Below are 14,230 nucleotides of genomic sequence, written 5' to 3' on the forward strand. Positions count from 1 at the left end.
CCGGGAGTGAGGAGCTGAGCATGCACGACGCCGTGGTCATCGGAGCAGGTCCCAATGGCCTGGTGGCGGCGAATCTACTGGCCGACGCGGGCTGGAACGTGGAGGTTCTCGAGGCGCAAAGCGAGCCCGGCGGCGCCGTCCGCAGCGACCGCGGGGTCCATCCCGACTATGTGAACGACGTGTTCAGTGCCTTCTACCCGCTTGCCGCGGCCTCGCCAGTCATCCGGCGTCTCGATCTGCAGGCCGAGGGATTGCGCTGGGCCCATGCGCCCTCCGTGCTCGCCCATCCCCTCCCGGACGGACGCTGCGCCGTCCTCGAGCGGTCACAGGACCGGACCGCGGAAGGGCTGGACGCCTTTGCCGCCGGGGACGGAGAGGCCTGGTCGCGCATGTGCGGCACCTGGAAACAGGTCAGCCGGGATCTCCTGGACGCACTGTTCACTCCCTTTCCCCCGCTGAAGGCCGGGACCCGCCTTGCGCTGCGGCTCCGCGGGCCAGTCGGTCTGCCTCTTGCCCGTTCTCTCGTGCTGCCCGCCCGACGGCTCGGTGAGGAGGAGTTCCGTGGTGAAGGCGGGCGTCTGCTGCTGGCGGGGAATGCGTTGCATGCGGATCTGGCTCCGGAGGCCGCCGGCAGTGGGGGCTTCGGGTGGCTGCTGTGCATGCTCGGCCAGCAGCATGGCTTCCCGGTCCCGTCCGGAGGTGCGGGACAGCTGGCAACCGCGCTGGTGCGTCGCCTCCAGCGCCTCGGCGGTACGGTGCGGTGCGGCGAACCTGTGCGGGAAATCGTCGTCCGAGGGGGCCGCGCCATGGGCGTTCGCACCGCGAGCGGGGAAGCGATCCCGGTTCGCCGCTGTGTGTTGGCCGACGTCTCCGCACCCGAGCTCTATGGCGGACTAGTGGACGAGCAGCACCTGCCTCGCCGAATCCTTGACAGCATGCAGCGTTTCCAGTGGGACTTCGCCACCTTCAAAATCGACTGGGCGCTGGGCGGCCGGATCTCCTGGAACGCGGAAGCCGCCGCCGGCGCCGGCACTGTGCACCTGTCCGACGGTGTAGACGACCTCACTCGCTTCGCCAGCCAGCTCGCCACAGGCCACGTACCCGATCGCCCGTTCACCCTCCTGGGGCAGATGACAACCGCGGATCCTTCTCGCTCCCCGGACGGAACCGAGTCCGCCTGGGCCTACACACACGTCCCCCAAACCATTACCGCCGACGCAGGCGAGGACGACATCACCGGAGCGTGGGACGAGCGCGACCAGGAAGCCATGGCCGACCGTGTAGAACGGCATGTGGAGCGCTACGCACCCGGTTTCCGCTCGCTGATCCGGGCCCGCAGAATCCTGGCCCCCCCGACCCTCCAGGCCCTTGACGCCAACCTGCACGGCGGTGCCATCAACGCAGGCACGGCCAGCCTGCACCAGCAGCTGATCTTTCGCCCGGTGCCGGGTACCGGGCGCCCCGAAACTCCTGTTCGGGGTCTCTATCTGGCGTCGGCTTCCGCACACCCGGGCGGAGGAGTGCATGGCGCCTGCGGCGCCAACGCGGCCCGCGCGGCGCTCCACGGCGCCGCCGGTACGGCCCGCGTCCTTACCGCCGCTCAGCGGCTGCTCGCCGGCCGACTCCGCATTCAGCAGAATTCATCGGAAGCGCCTCCGGCACCGGGAACGAGAACCGAGCGAACGTAACCCGACGCGGCACTGGATCACATGGCGTCGCTGCGTTCTGCAGCCGCGCGGCCGCCTGCCCCAAGGGGGCCGGTCGCGGTGAATGACGAGCGGGCGAGTTCGCGACGCGCCGAGCGGGCGACCATGCCCGGCAGGCCCGCGCGTACCACCTGCACACTGCGGAGCCAGGCGGGGACGTAGACGGCGGAAGAGCGCCGTTCTACGGCGGCCGCAAGCCGCGTAGCGACGAAGTCGACCGGGTAGATCTTTCTGGCGGGCTTAGGCATATGCGCCCGCAGCTCGCGCAACACAGCATGTTGATCCGCGTCGCGGATCATGTCGGTGTCCATCCAGTTGAGGTAGGCGATGCCCACACCGACGCCTTGGGGGACTAGTTCGGCGCGCACCGCGTGCACGTAGGACTCAACGCCGGCTTTGGACGCGCAGTACGCGCTCATCATGGGCGCGGCTGCCATGGACGCCATCGAAGCGATCTGCAAGTAGTAACCGTGCGTAGCGATGAGCGAGGGCAGAAAGGCGCGGAGGGTGATCGCGCTACCGATCAGATTCACCTCGATCACACGCCGCCACAGCGCTGGATCGGATTCGGAGAACGGTCCCCCTTCGGCAATACCGGCGTTAGCCACCACGACAGACGGCGAACCAAGAGATTGACGCACCTCGTCGGCTACCCGCCTCATCGCATCATCGTCGGTGACATCCACAGCCCAGTGCTTCGCCGTCGTGGGGAGGGAGGCAGCCACACGAATCAGCGCACTTTCCTCCAGGCCCAGCAGCGCTATCCGGGCACCGCGCAGGGCCAAGCACCGGGCGATGCCCTCCCCCAGGCCGCGGGCAGCGCCCGTCACGACGGCGGCTCGGCCCTGCAAGACGTGCTGCTGGTGAATCACTGCATACTCCAGACGCGGCAAGTCGCATGGCCTTGCAGGCCCGTGATCGACCCTGCTTCAGCTGCGGCTGATGGACCGAAACGAGCGCACGGGGTTGTGGGACCGCCAGCTGGTGCGTAGAAGACACGCTCGCCGCGGACGTAGCTGCGCATCGATGGATGGGCAGCTCTGGCGGGGTCCCTGCTGCGGTGAAGGGCTTGGGGCCCATGAGCTGCGACGCAATTGGGGCGAGCCGTAGGGCCGATCAGGCGGAACTCCTGGCATTCCACACTCCGCTGACTGACGTGTCGTCGCTGGGTCCGCGATGATCACTGGCCACGCACGTGCATGGCGGTCTGCACTGGTTTGGCCATCGGTCGGCTCCATGATGACCTGGTTGACCGTTTCGGCTGTCTAGCCGGCGCTCCGCTTGCCGGGCGGGTCCTGGGGGTCCACACCAGTCGAGGCGGAGGCGTCCTTGGTTCCGCTGGGACGCTGTGAGCGACCTCTGCGGCCCTTGTCGTGCATGCCCTTCTCGCCAGAGCCCTTGCCCTGCTGTTCCCCGCGGCGGCTGGTGCTCTCGACGGTGTCACCGGGGACGGATTTCGACTCCTCCTTGGAGACCTTCCTGCCGCTGCCCTTCGCGGGGGCGTATTCATCCGGGTGGAAGGAACGGTGGGCGCTCGGGTTTTCCTGTTGACGAGTCTCGTCCACGTCTTGCGCCCAGCCGTGCTGAGTGCCCGTGTGTCGGCTCTGACCCTCGCCCTGTGAGGGCTGAGACGGCTTCGGATGCCTGGGCATGACCTCACCTGCCTGTCCTTCGCAATCACACGCGTTTTGCCTGGCGATATCGCAATTATCCCACCTGCGTCGGATCCATCGCAGCCATGTGCCCTACGGGTGGGCAGAGTCCTAGGTGTGTAGCAACCTTTCCGGGACAACACACCTAGGCCCCTGTCAGCGCTTGAAGGCGTCCTTCGTCTTCTCCTTGGCCTGACGAACGTCACCCTTCGCCTGATCGGCGCGGCCCTTGGCCGTCATTCCCTCGTTGCCTACCGCACGGCCCGCGGTCTCCTTGACCTTGCCCTTGGCGTGTTCGACCTTGGCCTTGGCCTTCTCGTCCTTGGCCACAGCACTCACATCCCGCTCACTCGAACTCAATGGGTAACTTCCATCTCGCCCATAAATGGTTTCTTAAACGCATATCCCCTGCAGGTCCCAGCCGATCTGCCGTCCCCATGGACCGTAATCGCAGTGCCGCTGCCGGGAGGCGTAAGTACTGGTCGAGCCGAGACCCGGGTTTGCCCCGCGTCAAGGCGGGGAGCCGTGACAGGAGAGGGGGGTCACCCGATACCGGAGGACGTCATGATCATCCTCGGAGTCATTCTGCTCATCATCGGCCTCTTGGCCGGCATCGGCATTCTCTGGACCATCGGGATCATCCTGGTCGCGATCGGGGTTCTGCTGTGGATTCTTGGAGCGGTAGGACACGCGGTCGGCGGACGACGGCACTACTGGTAACCGCGACGCGTCCGTCAGGGCATTCGGCGGAACATGCCAGCGACGCTCTCCCCGCACAGCATCCAACGTCAGAATGGCTCGGTCCTGCTCCTTCGCGCTGTGAACCGATTCCCCGAGCCACGTGCTCACAGCCGACGGAAAGTTCCGGTCACGATGACAATTCATGCTCCTGTTCGTCCCCCGGCCCTCACGGGTGTCCGGCAGTGACTTCGCCAGACTGTCGAAGGTGATAGCCGACGCCGGGCTGATGCGCCGCCGACACGGCTACTGCACGGCCCGCATCACGACGGTAGGCGTGCTCTACGCCGGCGGCTGGACCGCTTTCACGGCCAGGCGGAAGCCCGCGGCATCGTGGTGCTCGCCGTCCGGCTGGAGCCGACGGCCACGGGCGCGGTGTGGACCGTGCTGCAGGCCCTGGCCGTCGCCGGGTTCGCGGTCCTGCAGTGGTCCGCCCTGTGCGCTGCCCGCGGGGTCTCGACTAGGGCGTGAGGGACTGCAGGTACTTGACCGTCGCCGGGTCGGCCGGGAGGAAGGTCTCGATGGCCAGCTCGGCGACCGTCACATCCATCGGCGTGTTGAAGGTGGAGATGGACGACACGAAGGACAGCACCCGGCCCTCGTGCTCGATCTGCAGCGGAAGCGCGAAGTGCGGGTACGGCGGCGCGCCACCTCCGCCCGGACCGTTGTCGTCGCCCGCCTCTGGGACGGGGTAGGCGGCGACCTCGTCGTACAGCTCGCGCAGCGCGTCCGAGCGGGTCGGCGCCATCTGGCGCTCCATCTGGGTCAGGAGATGGCCGCGCCACTCGGGCAGATTACGGATCTTCGGGGCCAGACCCTCGGGGTGCAGTGTGATCCGCATGGCGTTCAGCGGCGGGGTGAGCAGATGCTCCGGCAGGCCTTCCAGCAGCATCGCGATACCGCGGTTGGCGGCGACCACGTCGTACACGCCGTCGACGACGATCGCCGGGTACGGTTCGTACCCCTGCAACAGCCGCTCCATCCCCTCGCGCAGCGCAGCCATTGCCGGGTCGTCCAGCGAGGTCTGTGTGAACCGCGGCGCGTAACCGGCCGCCAGCAGCAGGGCATTGCGCTCTCGAACGGGAACGTCGAGTTGATCGGCGAGGCGCAGGAGCATCTCTTCGCTGGGGCGGGAGCGGCCCGTCTCGATGAAGCTGATGTGGCGGGACGAGGAGCCGGCTCGCAGGGCCAGTTCGAGTTGACTGAGGCGGCGCTGCGCGCGCCAGCCGCGCAGCAGCTTCCCTACGCCGGTGTCGGACGCTGCAGTTGTCATACCCGGACCGTAGTACGAGACGGGACCCCGGTCCCGGTAGGCGGCCCGGCTCAGCCCTTGGCCTCGCCGAGCAGTGCTGCCAGCGCTCGTTCGATGTCCATCGCGCCGCTCTCGAGGTCGAGGGGGACGGTGGTGTACGAGTGGATCAGGAAGCGGCGCAGACCCGCGGTGTCGAACTGCAGCAGGGCAACCCCCTCCGGCGAGCGCAGTTCGACCATGGTCTGGGCGCGGCCGCACGGCCAGATGTGCACATCGCCCGTGCCGGACGGGGTGCGCAGGCCCTTGTCGAGCAGGCTGCGGGCGAAGGTCCAGGTGACGCCGGTGGCGTTGAGGCAGACCGCGGCGGGGAAGACCATACGGACGGCGAGCGGGTCGTGGGCGTTGTAGTGCAGGCTCACCGGCACGACCAGGGAGTGCGGTGCGTCGCTGATGAGACGGGCCGAAACGGATTGCTCGACGGTGGGTGACATCGCTCGCTCCTCTGCTGCGGTGCGTTCAGCTCCCTTTGCACATAGACGTCACGGGCAGGCTCTTGCTGACGCGAGCTACACCAGTGGCGCGTGTGACCTGCATCACCAGCGTCCGACGATGGGGCGCGGATGGCTAGGCTCTTGCGCTGCCGCATATCCCCAAAAAAATGGGGTGGAGGAGTGGGGAGCCCCGGCCGGACGGGGGTTTCCGGCCGGGGCGGTCAGGGGGTGTGGGTGCACAGGGTGCTCGCCTCGTGGTGAAACGCGCCGCAGGGCTTTCGTCGAACGATCTTCCGTGCGGGCAGAAGGCGAGGCCCGGGGGTACTCTCCCCTTCGCATCCACGTCTAGATGAACGATAAACCATCGATCGGTGTTCCGTGATCCTGTCGGGCCCTGTTGTGATCAGTGTTACCCGCGGTGACCCTTCCCGTGACGGCTCCCCGGCTAGCCGCCGGCGCCCCGCTGGACCACGGTGGCCAGTACGGACGGCAGGGGGTACCAGTCGGCCGAGACCACGCTCGCGTGGCGGCCGGCCAGCAGGGAGACCCGGTCGCGGGCCTGGGCCTCGGTCGGGTTCGTGCCGTCGATCACGGGTGCGACCCCGGCCGCGTCCGTCATCACGACGAGGTAGTGGTTGCGGTCGTACCAGGAGGTGTCGACCGACCCGCTCGAGTAGGTGCCCGCGCTCCCGTCGAAGACGACGAACCACGGGCGGATGGAGGTATCCGCGTACCGGGTGCGCGGGTCGCCCGAAGCCGCCTTGATCACCGCCGGGAACGCGCCGGCCTGGCCCAGCCGGCCCGCCGCCTTCAGATTGCGCAGGTGCTCGGCGTACTCGCGGTCGGTCCACAGCGAGTCCCCGGGGTTGTCCTGCTCGAGGGTGCCCGGGATCAGCTCGAACACGAACTTGCCGGCGAGCTCCGCGCGGGTGGGCCAGCCGCTGTTGCGTACGGCCGTGTCCAGATCCGCCTGGCCGCGCGCCAGGTCCGCCGGGCGGTACACGGCGTCGCCGAGCTTCGCGGTCAGCAGTGCGTCCAGTGCGGCGGGGCCGCGGCCGGCGTTGTTCTGGAAGCCGTCCTTGAGTTCCATCTTGATCAGGATCGGGCGGTGGCCGGGATGAGCGTCGTGCCACGCCTTCATGTCGGCGAGGCAGCCGCCGAGATCCTGGTTCCTGGCCTTGGTGCGCAGCTGTGCGGGGGTCGAGGCGTTCTCGCAGTTGTTGTTGTTGCCCAGGGGGTTGCTGTGCGACACCCGCCACGATCTGCCGAACACATTGGTCCAGACGTCGATCTCGAGCATGCCGGCGCCGGAGTCGAGCGCGTCGGCGAAGTACGGGTACTTCGACTTCTCGTACGCGTTGTGCACGCCGACCCAGGTCGCGGACGAGTAGGGCAGTCGGCCCGGGTCCGCGGAGCGGGACGTGGACGCCTGTGCCGGTGCGAGTGCGGCGGCGAGCAGTCCGGCCGCGGCGGCCGTCGTCACGACCGTGCGCGAGAACTTCCCCATGGTTCCCCATTCCTTACGTCGATGCGGTCAAGTCGACGGAAGAGTAGGGGAGTTGAGTGAACCGTGGGGAGATGGTACCCGGCCGATGAAAACGCGTCAGATGTGTTCCGAATCCGACCCCCCTGATAGCGCTTCGTCAGGCCGGGGGCCGGTCTTCTGCTTCTGGGGATGGGCAGGGGACGTCCGCAGGTGGTGCAGGTTCCGGCCCAGCGCCGCAGGAGGGCCTGGATGGCGTCGAGGACCTGGTGGAGGGTCAGGCCGGTGCGGGGGCGTTTTTGGGGCAGCCGGCGCAGGGTGATGCATGCCTGGGCGCCGGTGGCCAGGGCGACGTGGTGGTGCCGGCGCCACCAGGTGGGCCTTCGAAGCGGTCCAGGCGGGGATGCGGAAGGGTGTGCTGGCCCTCTGTCCCGTGTCGGCCACCACGACGGGAGCGCTCGGCTGCCCATCAGCGAGCGTGGCCGCCAGGCCCACGGCCGGACGCCACTTCTCCTGGTGCCCGATCCCGTCGGGCACCCCGGCCGCCCGGCAGCTGTCCGGGGCACGCTCCGTTCCCGGGGCGGGTACAGCTGCCGGGCGAGGGGTCAGGAGACGGTGTCGGTGGCAGAGTGGACGCTCAACGCGACCTGGCAGTCGGCCCGTTCACCCACCGCTGCACCACCGGGCCGTCCGAAGTTGCCTCACATCATCAGTGCCGGTCCCGGTCTTGACGTCGAACGGCGGTGCGCGGAACTCGGCAGCAGGCCTGCCCCTCGCAAAGAAGGCAGGCCTGCCCCTCGCAAAGAAGGTCGGACAAGTTCATCCCGACCCGGTCGCTCCTCAGCCGCGTTGGGCCGCAGCCAGGGCCGCGCGCACCGTTGCGGCGTCCGCGCTCACTCCCGGGTCATCCACGGAAATGCCGCGGCCCTGCGGGTTCTTCGCGTACGGAACTACATAGGCCGGCGTGTCACGCTGGAAACGCCAACTGTCGCCGAGGGGCCCCGCGTCCACCGCGTCGTAGCCGAGGAGATCGATCAGCCGGGTGGCGGCGGCCTTCGCCTCGGGGTCGTCGCCGGCGATCGGCAACGCCGAACGGTCCACGGCGCCTGAGGGCCGGGCCAGCGCGGCGAGATGCGCGAAGAAGATGTTGTTGAACGCCTTGACGACCTTGGCGTCCGGCAGATGCCTTTGGAGGAGCTCGCTGGTGGTGGTCTCTTCCGCGTCCAGTTCGGCGATCTGTCCGTCACGCTCCGGGTAGTAGTTGTTCGTGTCGAGAACGACCTTCCCGGCCAGCGGCGCCACCGGCACCTGTCGGTAGTTCTTCAGCGGGACGGTGACCACGACCCAGTCGCCGGCGGCCGCAGCCTCGGCGGGTGTCGCGGCCCGCGCGCGCGGGCCCAGCTCCGCCACCAGGTCGGCGAGGGTCTCAGGTCCGCGTGAGTTGCTGAGGACGACTTCGAGCCCGGCGGCCACGCCGAGCCTCGCGAGGGTACTGCCGATGTGTCCACTGCCGATCAGTCCAAGAGTGCTCATGCTGATGACAGCCGCGCCCGTGCCGGCCCTATTCCTCCGCCCCAAGGCCTGCCGTACTTTCCGCCGCCTTTGGCGCAATGGCTGCACGAATCCATGCCTGCACGACACGGTCGGGCTTCGAGGCAGCCGTCCTCCTGTGCCGTCCGGCGCCTCCATTCCCGGGCCCGTCACCTCCGTATCCCGCCTCCATCGCCCTTCTGTGTCGAGAAGCCAGGGGCCTGCGTCGGCGTGTACACGCATGCAGAGGGGCGAACCGCGGCGGGCGGAGCGATGCGCCGGGGCGGGTGGCCAGAAGGCCGACGGTCTCGGCGTGCCGCTCCGTCCGGGTCAGGCAATCGGAGTGCCCTCTGGTTCTTTCGGGGGCCTCGCAGGTACGCGCCGGCGCGCATTGTTTTCCCTCCCTTCAGCGTGTGAGCCGCTCGTCACTCCGCGAAGGCCGTCGCACATTTCACCGAGGACGACAATGGTGAGGAGGGTAAAAGCGGGAAGAAGGCCATGGTGAGCAGTGACGCCCGAGACGAAGAGGCCCCGGAACTCCTGGACGGCCTGACTGTGGACGCGAGCAGGCCGGAACAGCCGGTGCTGCTCGACGCCACGGGCCGGACGATCCAGACGTGGAGGGAGAACTATCCGTACGAGCGCAGGGTGCGGCGCAACGAGTACGAACGGCAGAAGCGGGTACTGCAGATCGAGTTGTTGAAGCTGCAACGCTGGGTCAAGGACACCGGTCAGCGACTCATCGTGGTCTGCGAGGGCCGGGACGCCGCAGGCAAGGGCGGCACGATCCAGCGTTTCACCGAACGCCTCAATCCGCGTGGTGCCCGGGTCGTGGCCCTGGAGAAGCCCACGGAGCGCGAGGCCGGCCAGTGGTACTTCCAGCGGTATGTGGCCCATCTGCCCTCGGCGGGCGAGATCGTGTTCTTCGACCGCTCCTGGTACAACCGGGCAGGCGTCGAACGCGTCATGGGCTTTTGCACCAAGGACGAGTACGAACTGTTCCTGGAGCAGTGCCCCGTATTCGAGCGCATGCTGGTGCAGGACGGATTCCTGCTGGTGAAGTTCTGGTTCTCGGTGTCGCGGGCCGAGCAGCGCACTCGCTTTGCCATACGCCAGGTCGATCCCGTCCGGCAGTGGAAACTGTCCCCCACCGATGTCGCCTCACTGGACCGCTGGGACGCCTACACCGCAGCCAAGGTCGACATGTTCCGTGCCACGGACACAGCCGAAGCTCCCTGGACGGTGGTCAAGGCCAACGACAAGCGCAGGGGCAGACTGGAGGCCATGCGCAGCCTGCTGTGGCGCTTCGACTACACCAGCAGGAACGAGGAAGCAGTCGGCAAACCCGACCCCTTGGTCGTGGGAGCCGCCGACACGCTCCTGGAACCCGGCGAGGATCGCAGCGATCTCTCCCCCACCCCGCTCGCCCACCCCTTCGTAGGTCCGGGCGACCACCCACGGCTGCAGGGTCCGGAACGGGCCCCTGGCGGATCCGCCCGCCGGACCTCGTGACCCGCGCGGCGAACGAGCGGCCCCTGGCCGAGCGGGGCACGATGGGCGCATGCTGCTCGCCCGAGTCGCCGCCGTGTCCAATGAGGTCGCCGCCATCTCGGCGCGGTCGCGCAAGATCGCCGCGTTGGGGGAGCTGTTCGTCGAGGCCAGGCCCGAGGACGTCGCGCTGGTCATTGCGTATCTCGCCGGCCGCGTCCCCCAGGGCCGTATCGGCGTCGGCTGGAGCGTGCTCAAGGACCCCGTGCCGCCCGCCGAAGTCCCGGCTCTGACCGTCACCGAGACGGACGCCGCGCTCACCTCGCTCGCCGAGGTCGCCGGCCCCGGCTCCCAGGCCGAGCGCAAGAGCCGGGTACGGGACCTCATGGCCGCGGCCACCGCTGACGAGCAGAGGTTCCTGACGCGATTGCTCACCGGCGAAGTGCGCCAGGGAGCGCTTGACGCCGTCGCCCTGGAGGCGGTCGCCAAGGCCGCGAACGCCCCGGCCGACGACGTCCGCCGCGCTGTCATGCTGGACGGCTCGCTGCCGCGCGTCGCCCGTGCCCTGCTCGCCGACGGGCCCGAGGCACTGCGGCTGTTCCGGCTGCGCGTGGGCAGCCCCGTACAGCCGATGCTCGCGCACACGGCCGCGTCCGTGACCGAGGCGGTCCGCACCCTGGACGCCGCCTGCGCCGTCGAGGAGAAGCTCGACGGCATCCGTGTCCAGGTGCACCGCAACGGCGACGACATCCGCGTCCACACACGCTCCCTCGACGACATCACCGACCGGCTGCCCGAAGTGGTCACCGGTGCCAGGAATATGACGGGAGATCAGTTCATCCTTGACGGGGAGGTCATCGCGCTCGACACCACAGGGCGGCCCGTCCCCTTCCAGGACATCGCCTCCCGTGTCGGCTCGCGCACCGATGTCGAGGCCGCCCGCGCCGCACTTCCCCTGTCCCCGGTCTACTTCGACGTCCTCGCCGTCGACGGCGACCCCGTACTCGACCTCCCCGGCAGTGCACGGCACGACGTACTCGCACGGCTCGTACCCGAACCGATGCGGGTGCGCCGGACCGTCGTCGAGGATCCCGGGGACGAGGAGCAGATCGCCGCTGCCGAGGAGTTCTTCGCCGCAACAATGCGCCGGGGCCACGAAGGCGTCCTGGTCAAGGCACTGGACGCGCCGTACTCCGCCGGCCGCCGCGGCCGCTCCTGGCTGAAGGTCAAACCCGTCCACACCCTCGACCTGGTGGTACTGGCCGCCGAATGGGGCCATGGAAGGCGGACCGGACTGCTGTCCAACCTCCACCTCGGCGCCCGCACCGCCGACGGCGGATTCGTCATGCTCGGCAAGACCTTCAAGGGAATGACCGACGTGATGCTGCGCTGGCAGACCGAGCGGCTGCGGGAACTCGCCGTCGAGGACGACGGGTTCACGGTACGGGTGCGCCCCGAACTCGTTGTGGAGATCGCCTACGACGGGGTGCAGCGCTCCCCGCGCTACCCCGCCGGTGTCACCCTGCGCTTCGCCCGGGTGCTGCGCCACCGCCCCGACAAGCCCGCCGCCCAGGCCGACACCATCGAGCAGGTGCTGGCCTCACGGAACTGACCTCGGCGCCGCACCCCCGGCTCCCTCCCCGCGAGGGCCGCACGGTTCCAGGCGGTGGAACGTACCCAGCGCGTCCGGGTGCACGGAGCCAATTTTTCGGGCATCCGATCTATGGTGACCCCGTCTGTCGCCACCGCCACCGTCCCCTGCCGGAAGGATCCTCGTCATGCCCACCGAGCCCCTGTCGCAGAAGGAGATCGAGGACCGGCTGCGGGAGCTTCCCGGCTGGTCCCTCGAGGGCGACCGTATCGCCCGTGCCTACCGCCTCGAATCGCATTTCGCGGCGACCGCCATGGTCGTCCACATCGCGCAGATCCAGGAGGAGCTGAACCACCACTCGGACCTCACCCTGGGCTACAACACCCTTGCCCTGTCGGTGCTTTCCCATGACGCGGGAGCGCTCACCGAGCGGGACTTCCGGCTGGCGCAGCGCGTGGAGGACATCGCCCCGGCGCACGGCGCGAGCTGACCGCGCGGTCGCGCACCTGGCATGCTCGGCCCATGCTCGACTACGACCGTGAGGCGGTCCTCTACGACGCGACACGCGGTGGCGTGCCGCGGGCCGAGGCCGCCGCGGCGGCCTTGCTCGGCCTCGTCCCGCCGTCCGCCCGCACCCTGCTCGACATCGGGTGCGGTACGGGGCTGGTGACGGGGCGTCTGATCCGCCCCGGACTGAGGGTGTTCGGTGCCGACGGCTCGCACGGCATGGCGCGCAAGGCCGTCGAACGCACCGGCGGCCGCGTCGTGCTCGGCGACGTACGACGGCTGCCGCTGCGGGATGCGGCCGTGGACGCGGTGAGCGCGATATGGCTGCTGCATCTCGTGGCCGAGGCATCCGCGGTGGTGGCCGAGGCGGCTCGGGTGCTGCGGCCGGGCGGGGTGTTCATCACGACCGTCGACAAGGATGCCGGCCACGACGTCGGTGCCGACATCGACGCCGTACTCGCCCCGCACCGCTCGTTCGACGCGGCCTTCGACCGCGCCGATCTGATCGAGCGACATGCCGGCTCCTGCGGGATGCGGCCGGCGGGCAGCGCACGATTCGCCGGGCACGGCCAGGGCCGTACCCCGCGCAGTACGGCCGAGGCGCTGCTCGCCGGCCGCTTCCGCTCGTGGTTCGGCGACGGCGGGGCCACGGCGGGACAGCTGGCCGCCGAGCTGGCCACGCTGCCCGGCCAGGACGTCCGCCGCGCCGAGCCCTCGTACGTACTCCGGGCCTTCCGCAAGGAAGGCCGACCCCAGAGCCCTGGCCGGTGAGCCACGCCCCGGGGCGGCGAGCCACGGCAGGCCGTCGAAGCGCCGTGAGGCGCGGCCGTCGGCCACTGCCCGCGGAGCGGCGGGGAAGTCGACGTCGTGCGGTGTGCTCATGAGCGGCCCGCCGTGGTCGGTGCGGAGAGGGACCCGCGCCGTCATGCGTCCCACGCACCCGCCGCCGCAGCGTCCTTCGCGTACGCCGCGAAGTCCTTCGGGGCCCGGCCCAGCACTCGCTCCACCCCGTCCGTCAGCGACGCATTGTGCCCGTCGAGCAGTGCTCCGAACAGGCCGGCCAGCCACTCGGCCTCGGGCGCCGGCAGACCGTACTGCTGCAGCATCCGCGCGTACTCGGGGGCGGACACCGGTACATAGCGCACCTCGCGGCCCGTGGCCCGGCCGATCTCGTGTGCCACCTCCTCGAAGGTGACCAGCCGCGGACCGGTGAGCTCGTGGACCTCTCCGGCGTGCCCCGGCTCGACCAGGGCCGCCACCACCACGTCCGCCAGATCGTCGGCGTCGACGAACGGCTCCGCGGTCGTGCCCGCCGGGAAGGCGAACTCACCGGCCAGCACGCCCTCGTACATGGCCCCTTCGCTGAAGTTCTGTGCGAAGAAGGCGGCCCGCACCACCGTCAACTCCAGGCCCGACTCGCGCAGCGCATCCTCCGCGACCACGGCTTCCGGCTCCCCGCGCCCGGACAGCAGCACCAGCCGCCGAAGGCCTGCCGTGGCCGCGAGCCGCCCGAAGCTCCGCATCACGGCCGGTGCGGCCGGGGCCGACAGATCGGGGAAGTAGGCGACGTACGCCGCGTCCACGCCGTGCAGGGCCGCGGCCCACGTCGACTCGTCCTCCCAGTCGAAGACGACCGGGCCCTTGCGTGAGCCGGCCCGCGCCCGCACGCCACGGGCCGCCAGCCGCTCGGCCACCCGGCGGCCGGTCTTGCCCGTGGCCGCCGTCACCAACACCGTCTCGTTCATCGTGTTCTGTGTCATGACTCAAGATTCGGCGCCCGCTCCTGGACTCT

The 14,230-nt window shown here is 69.4% G+C and carries 15 protein-coding genes and 1 pseudogene; 8 read left to right on the forward strand and 8 right to left on the reverse strand.

The window, feature by feature from the left end; all coding sequences use genetic code 11:
* Positions 1–20 precede the first annotated feature (20 nt).
* Positions 21–1,688: a phytoene desaturase family protein gene (locus tag ACFYWI_RS15375; protein ID WP_389231204.1), complete on the forward strand. Its 1,668-nt coding sequence runs from the start codon at positions 21–23 to the stop codon at positions 1,686–1,688.
* Between the two features lie 17 nt (positions 1,689–1,705).
* Here the strand turns inward: ACFYWI_RS15375 and ACFYWI_RS15380 are convergent, their stop codons facing one another.
* From ACFYWI_RS15380 to ACFYWI_RS15390, 3 genes are all read right to left on the reverse strand, one after another.
* Positions 1,706–2,578, reverse strand: a complete 873-nt coding sequence (locus ACFYWI_RS15380) for an SDR family oxidoreductase (protein ID WP_389231207.1) — start codon at positions 2,576–2,578, stop codon at positions 1,706–1,708.
* Positions 2,579–2,971: 393 nt separating this feature from the next.
* Entirely contained in the window at positions 2,972–3,271 is a 300-nt protein-coding gene (locus ACFYWI_RS15385) for a hypothetical protein (protein ID WP_389231210.1), read from the reverse strand.
* Positions 3,272–3,514: 243 nt separating this feature from the next.
* Positions 3,515–3,688, reverse strand: coding sequence for a CsbD family protein (locus ACFYWI_RS15390; RefSeq protein ID WP_389231779.1), 174 nt, complete (start codon positions 3,686–3,688; stop codon positions 3,515–3,517).
* A 234-nt stretch (positions 3,689–3,922) separates the two neighbouring features.
* Here ACFYWI_RS15390 and ACFYWI_RS15395 point away from each other — a divergent pair, with 234 nt between their 5' ends.
* The 3 genes and pseudogenes from ACFYWI_RS15395 (at position 3,923) to ACFYWI_RS15405 (ending at position 4,567) form a co-directional block, all read left to right on the forward strand.
* On the forward strand, positions 3,923–4,078 hold the full coding sequence (locus tag ACFYWI_RS15395) for a DUF6131 family protein (RefSeq protein WP_328400485.1): 156 nt from the start codon (positions 3,923–3,925) through the stop codon (positions 4,076–4,078).
* A gap of 163 nt (positions 4,079–4,241) precedes the next feature.
* Positions 4,242–4,433 (forward strand): annotated as a pseudogene (locus ACFYWI_RS15400) (hypothetical protein); the annotation flags it as partial.
* Positions 4,430–4,567 (forward strand): hypothetical protein, encoded by a 138-nt coding sequence (locus ACFYWI_RS15405; RefSeq protein WP_389231213.1) that lies wholly within the window; start codon positions 4,430–4,432, stop codon positions 4,565–4,567. The pseudogene ACFYWI_RS15400 and the gene ACFYWI_RS15405, both read left to right, overlap by 4 nt.
* Here the strand turns inward: ACFYWI_RS15405 and ACFYWI_RS15410 are convergent.
* The 4 genes from ACFYWI_RS15410 to ACFYWI_RS15425 all read right to left on the reverse strand — a co-directional run bounded on the left by ACFYWI_RS15410 (position 4,557) and on the right by ACFYWI_RS15425 (position 9,095).
* On the reverse strand, positions 4,557–5,369 hold the full coding sequence (locus ACFYWI_RS15410; protein ID WP_389231216.1) for a helix-turn-helix domain-containing protein: 813 nt from the start codon (positions 5,367–5,369) through the stop codon (positions 4,557–4,559). The genes ACFYWI_RS15405 and ACFYWI_RS15410 overlap by 11 nt on opposite strands.
* A 50-nt stretch (positions 5,370–5,419) precedes the next feature.
* The gene (locus ACFYWI_RS15415) at positions 5,420–5,839 is read right to left on the reverse strand and encodes an SsgA family sporulation/cell division regulator (protein ID WP_389231219.1); all 420 of its coding nucleotides are present in this window, start codon (positions 5,837–5,839) and stop codon (positions 5,420–5,422) included.
* A 445-nt stretch (positions 5,840–6,284) separates the two neighbouring features.
* Entirely contained in the window at positions 6,285–7,346 is a 1,062-nt protein-coding gene (locus ACFYWI_RS15420) for a phosphatidylinositol-specific phospholipase C domain-containing protein (RefSeq protein WP_389231222.1), read from the reverse strand.
* 816 nt (positions 7,347–8,162) lie between these two features.
* The gene (locus tag ACFYWI_RS15425; RefSeq protein WP_389231225.1) at positions 8,163–9,095 is read right to left on the reverse strand and encodes an NAD(P)-binding domain-containing protein; all 933 of its coding nucleotides are present in this window, start codon (positions 9,093–9,095) and stop codon (positions 8,163–8,165) included.
* Between the two features lie 255 nt (positions 9,096–9,350).
* On the opposite strand from ACFYWI_RS15425, the gene ppk2 reads away from it, so the two are divergent.
* From ppk2 to ACFYWI_RS15445, 4 genes are all read left to right on the forward strand, one after another.
* Complete coding sequence (gene ppk2 / locus ACFYWI_RS15430) at positions 9,351–10,364, forward strand: polyphosphate kinase 2 (protein ID WP_389231229.1); 1,014 nt, start codon at positions 9,351–9,353, stop codon at positions 10,362–10,364.
* A 49-nt stretch (positions 10,365–10,413) separates the two neighbouring features.
* Positions 10,414–11,952, forward strand: coding sequence for an ATP-dependent DNA ligase (locus tag ACFYWI_RS15435; RefSeq protein WP_389231232.1), 1,539 nt, complete (start codon positions 10,414–10,416; stop codon positions 11,950–11,952).
* A 166-nt stretch (positions 11,953–12,118) separates the two neighbouring features.
* A complete protein-coding gene (locus tag ACFYWI_RS15440; RefSeq protein WP_389231235.1) occupies positions 12,119–12,421 on the forward strand; it encodes a 4a-hydroxytetrahydrobiopterin dehydratase in 303 nt (100 codons plus the stop codon).
* Between the two features lie 32 nt (positions 12,422–12,453).
* Positions 12,454–13,209, forward strand: coding sequence for a class I SAM-dependent methyltransferase (locus ACFYWI_RS15445; RefSeq protein ID WP_389231238.1), 756 nt, complete (start codon positions 12,454–12,456; stop codon positions 13,207–13,209).
* Between the two features lie 152 nt (positions 13,210–13,361).
* On the opposite strand, the gene ACFYWI_RS15450 is transcribed toward ACFYWI_RS15445, so the two are convergent.
* A complete protein-coding gene (locus ACFYWI_RS15450; RefSeq protein ID WP_389231241.1) occupies positions 13,362–14,198 on the reverse strand; it encodes an NAD(P)H-binding protein in 837 nt (278 codons plus the stop codon).
* Positions 14,199–14,230 lie beyond the last annotated feature (32 nt).

The sequence above is a fragment of the Streptomyces sp. NPDC002889 genome, assembly GCF_042888425.1.
In the GTDB taxonomy this organism is placed as follows: Bacteria; Actinomycetota; Actinomycetes; order Streptomycetales; family Streptomycetaceae; genus Streptomyces.

What these genes read in the sequence shown, in the direction of transcription:
- ACFYWI_RS15420 (WP_389231222.1), bottom strand. Translation starts at nt 7,346, where the DNA reads ATGGGGAAGTTCTCGCGCACGGTCGTGACGACGGCCGCCGCGGCCGGA.
- ACFYWI_RS15395 (WP_328400485.1), top strand. Translation starts at nt 3,923, where the DNA reads ATGATCATCCTCGGAGTCATTCTGCTCATCATCGGCCTCTTGGCCGGC.
- ppk2 (WP_389231229.1), top strand. Translation starts at nt 9,351, where the DNA reads ATGGTGAGCAGTGACGCCCGAGACGAAGAGGCCCCGGAACTCCTGGAC.
- ACFYWI_RS15435 (WP_389231232.1), top strand. Translation starts at nt 10,414, where the DNA reads ATGCTGCTCGCCCGAGTCGCCGCCGTGTCCAATGAGGTCGCCGCCATC.
- ACFYWI_RS15440 (WP_389231235.1), top strand. Translation starts at nt 12,119, where the DNA reads ATGCCCACCGAGCCCCTGTCGCAGAAGGAGATCGAGGACCGGCTGCGG.
- ACFYWI_RS15415 (WP_389231219.1), bottom strand. Translation starts at nt 5,839, where the DNA reads ATGTCACCCACCGTCGAGCAATCCGTTTCGGCCCGTCTCATCAGCGAC.
- ACFYWI_RS15410 (WP_389231216.1), bottom strand. Translation starts at nt 5,369, where the DNA reads ATGACAACTGCAGCGTCCGACACCGGCGTAGGGAAGCTGCTGCGCGGC.
- ACFYWI_RS15375 (WP_389231204.1), top strand. Translation starts at nt 21, where the DNA reads ATGCACGACGCCGTGGTCATCGGAGCAGGTCCCAATGGCCTGGTGGCG.
- ACFYWI_RS15425 (WP_389231225.1), bottom strand. Translation starts at nt 9,095, where the DNA reads ATGCGTGTACACGCCGACGCAGGCCCCTGGCTTCTCGACACAGAAGGG.
- ACFYWI_RS15450 (WP_389231241.1), bottom strand. Translation starts at nt 14,198, where the DNA reads ATGACACAGAACACGATGAACGAGACGGTGTTGGTGACGGCGGCCACG.
- ACFYWI_RS15445 (WP_389231238.1), top strand. Translation starts at nt 12,454, where the DNA reads ATGCTCGACTACGACCGTGAGGCGGTCCTCTACGACGCGACACGCGGT.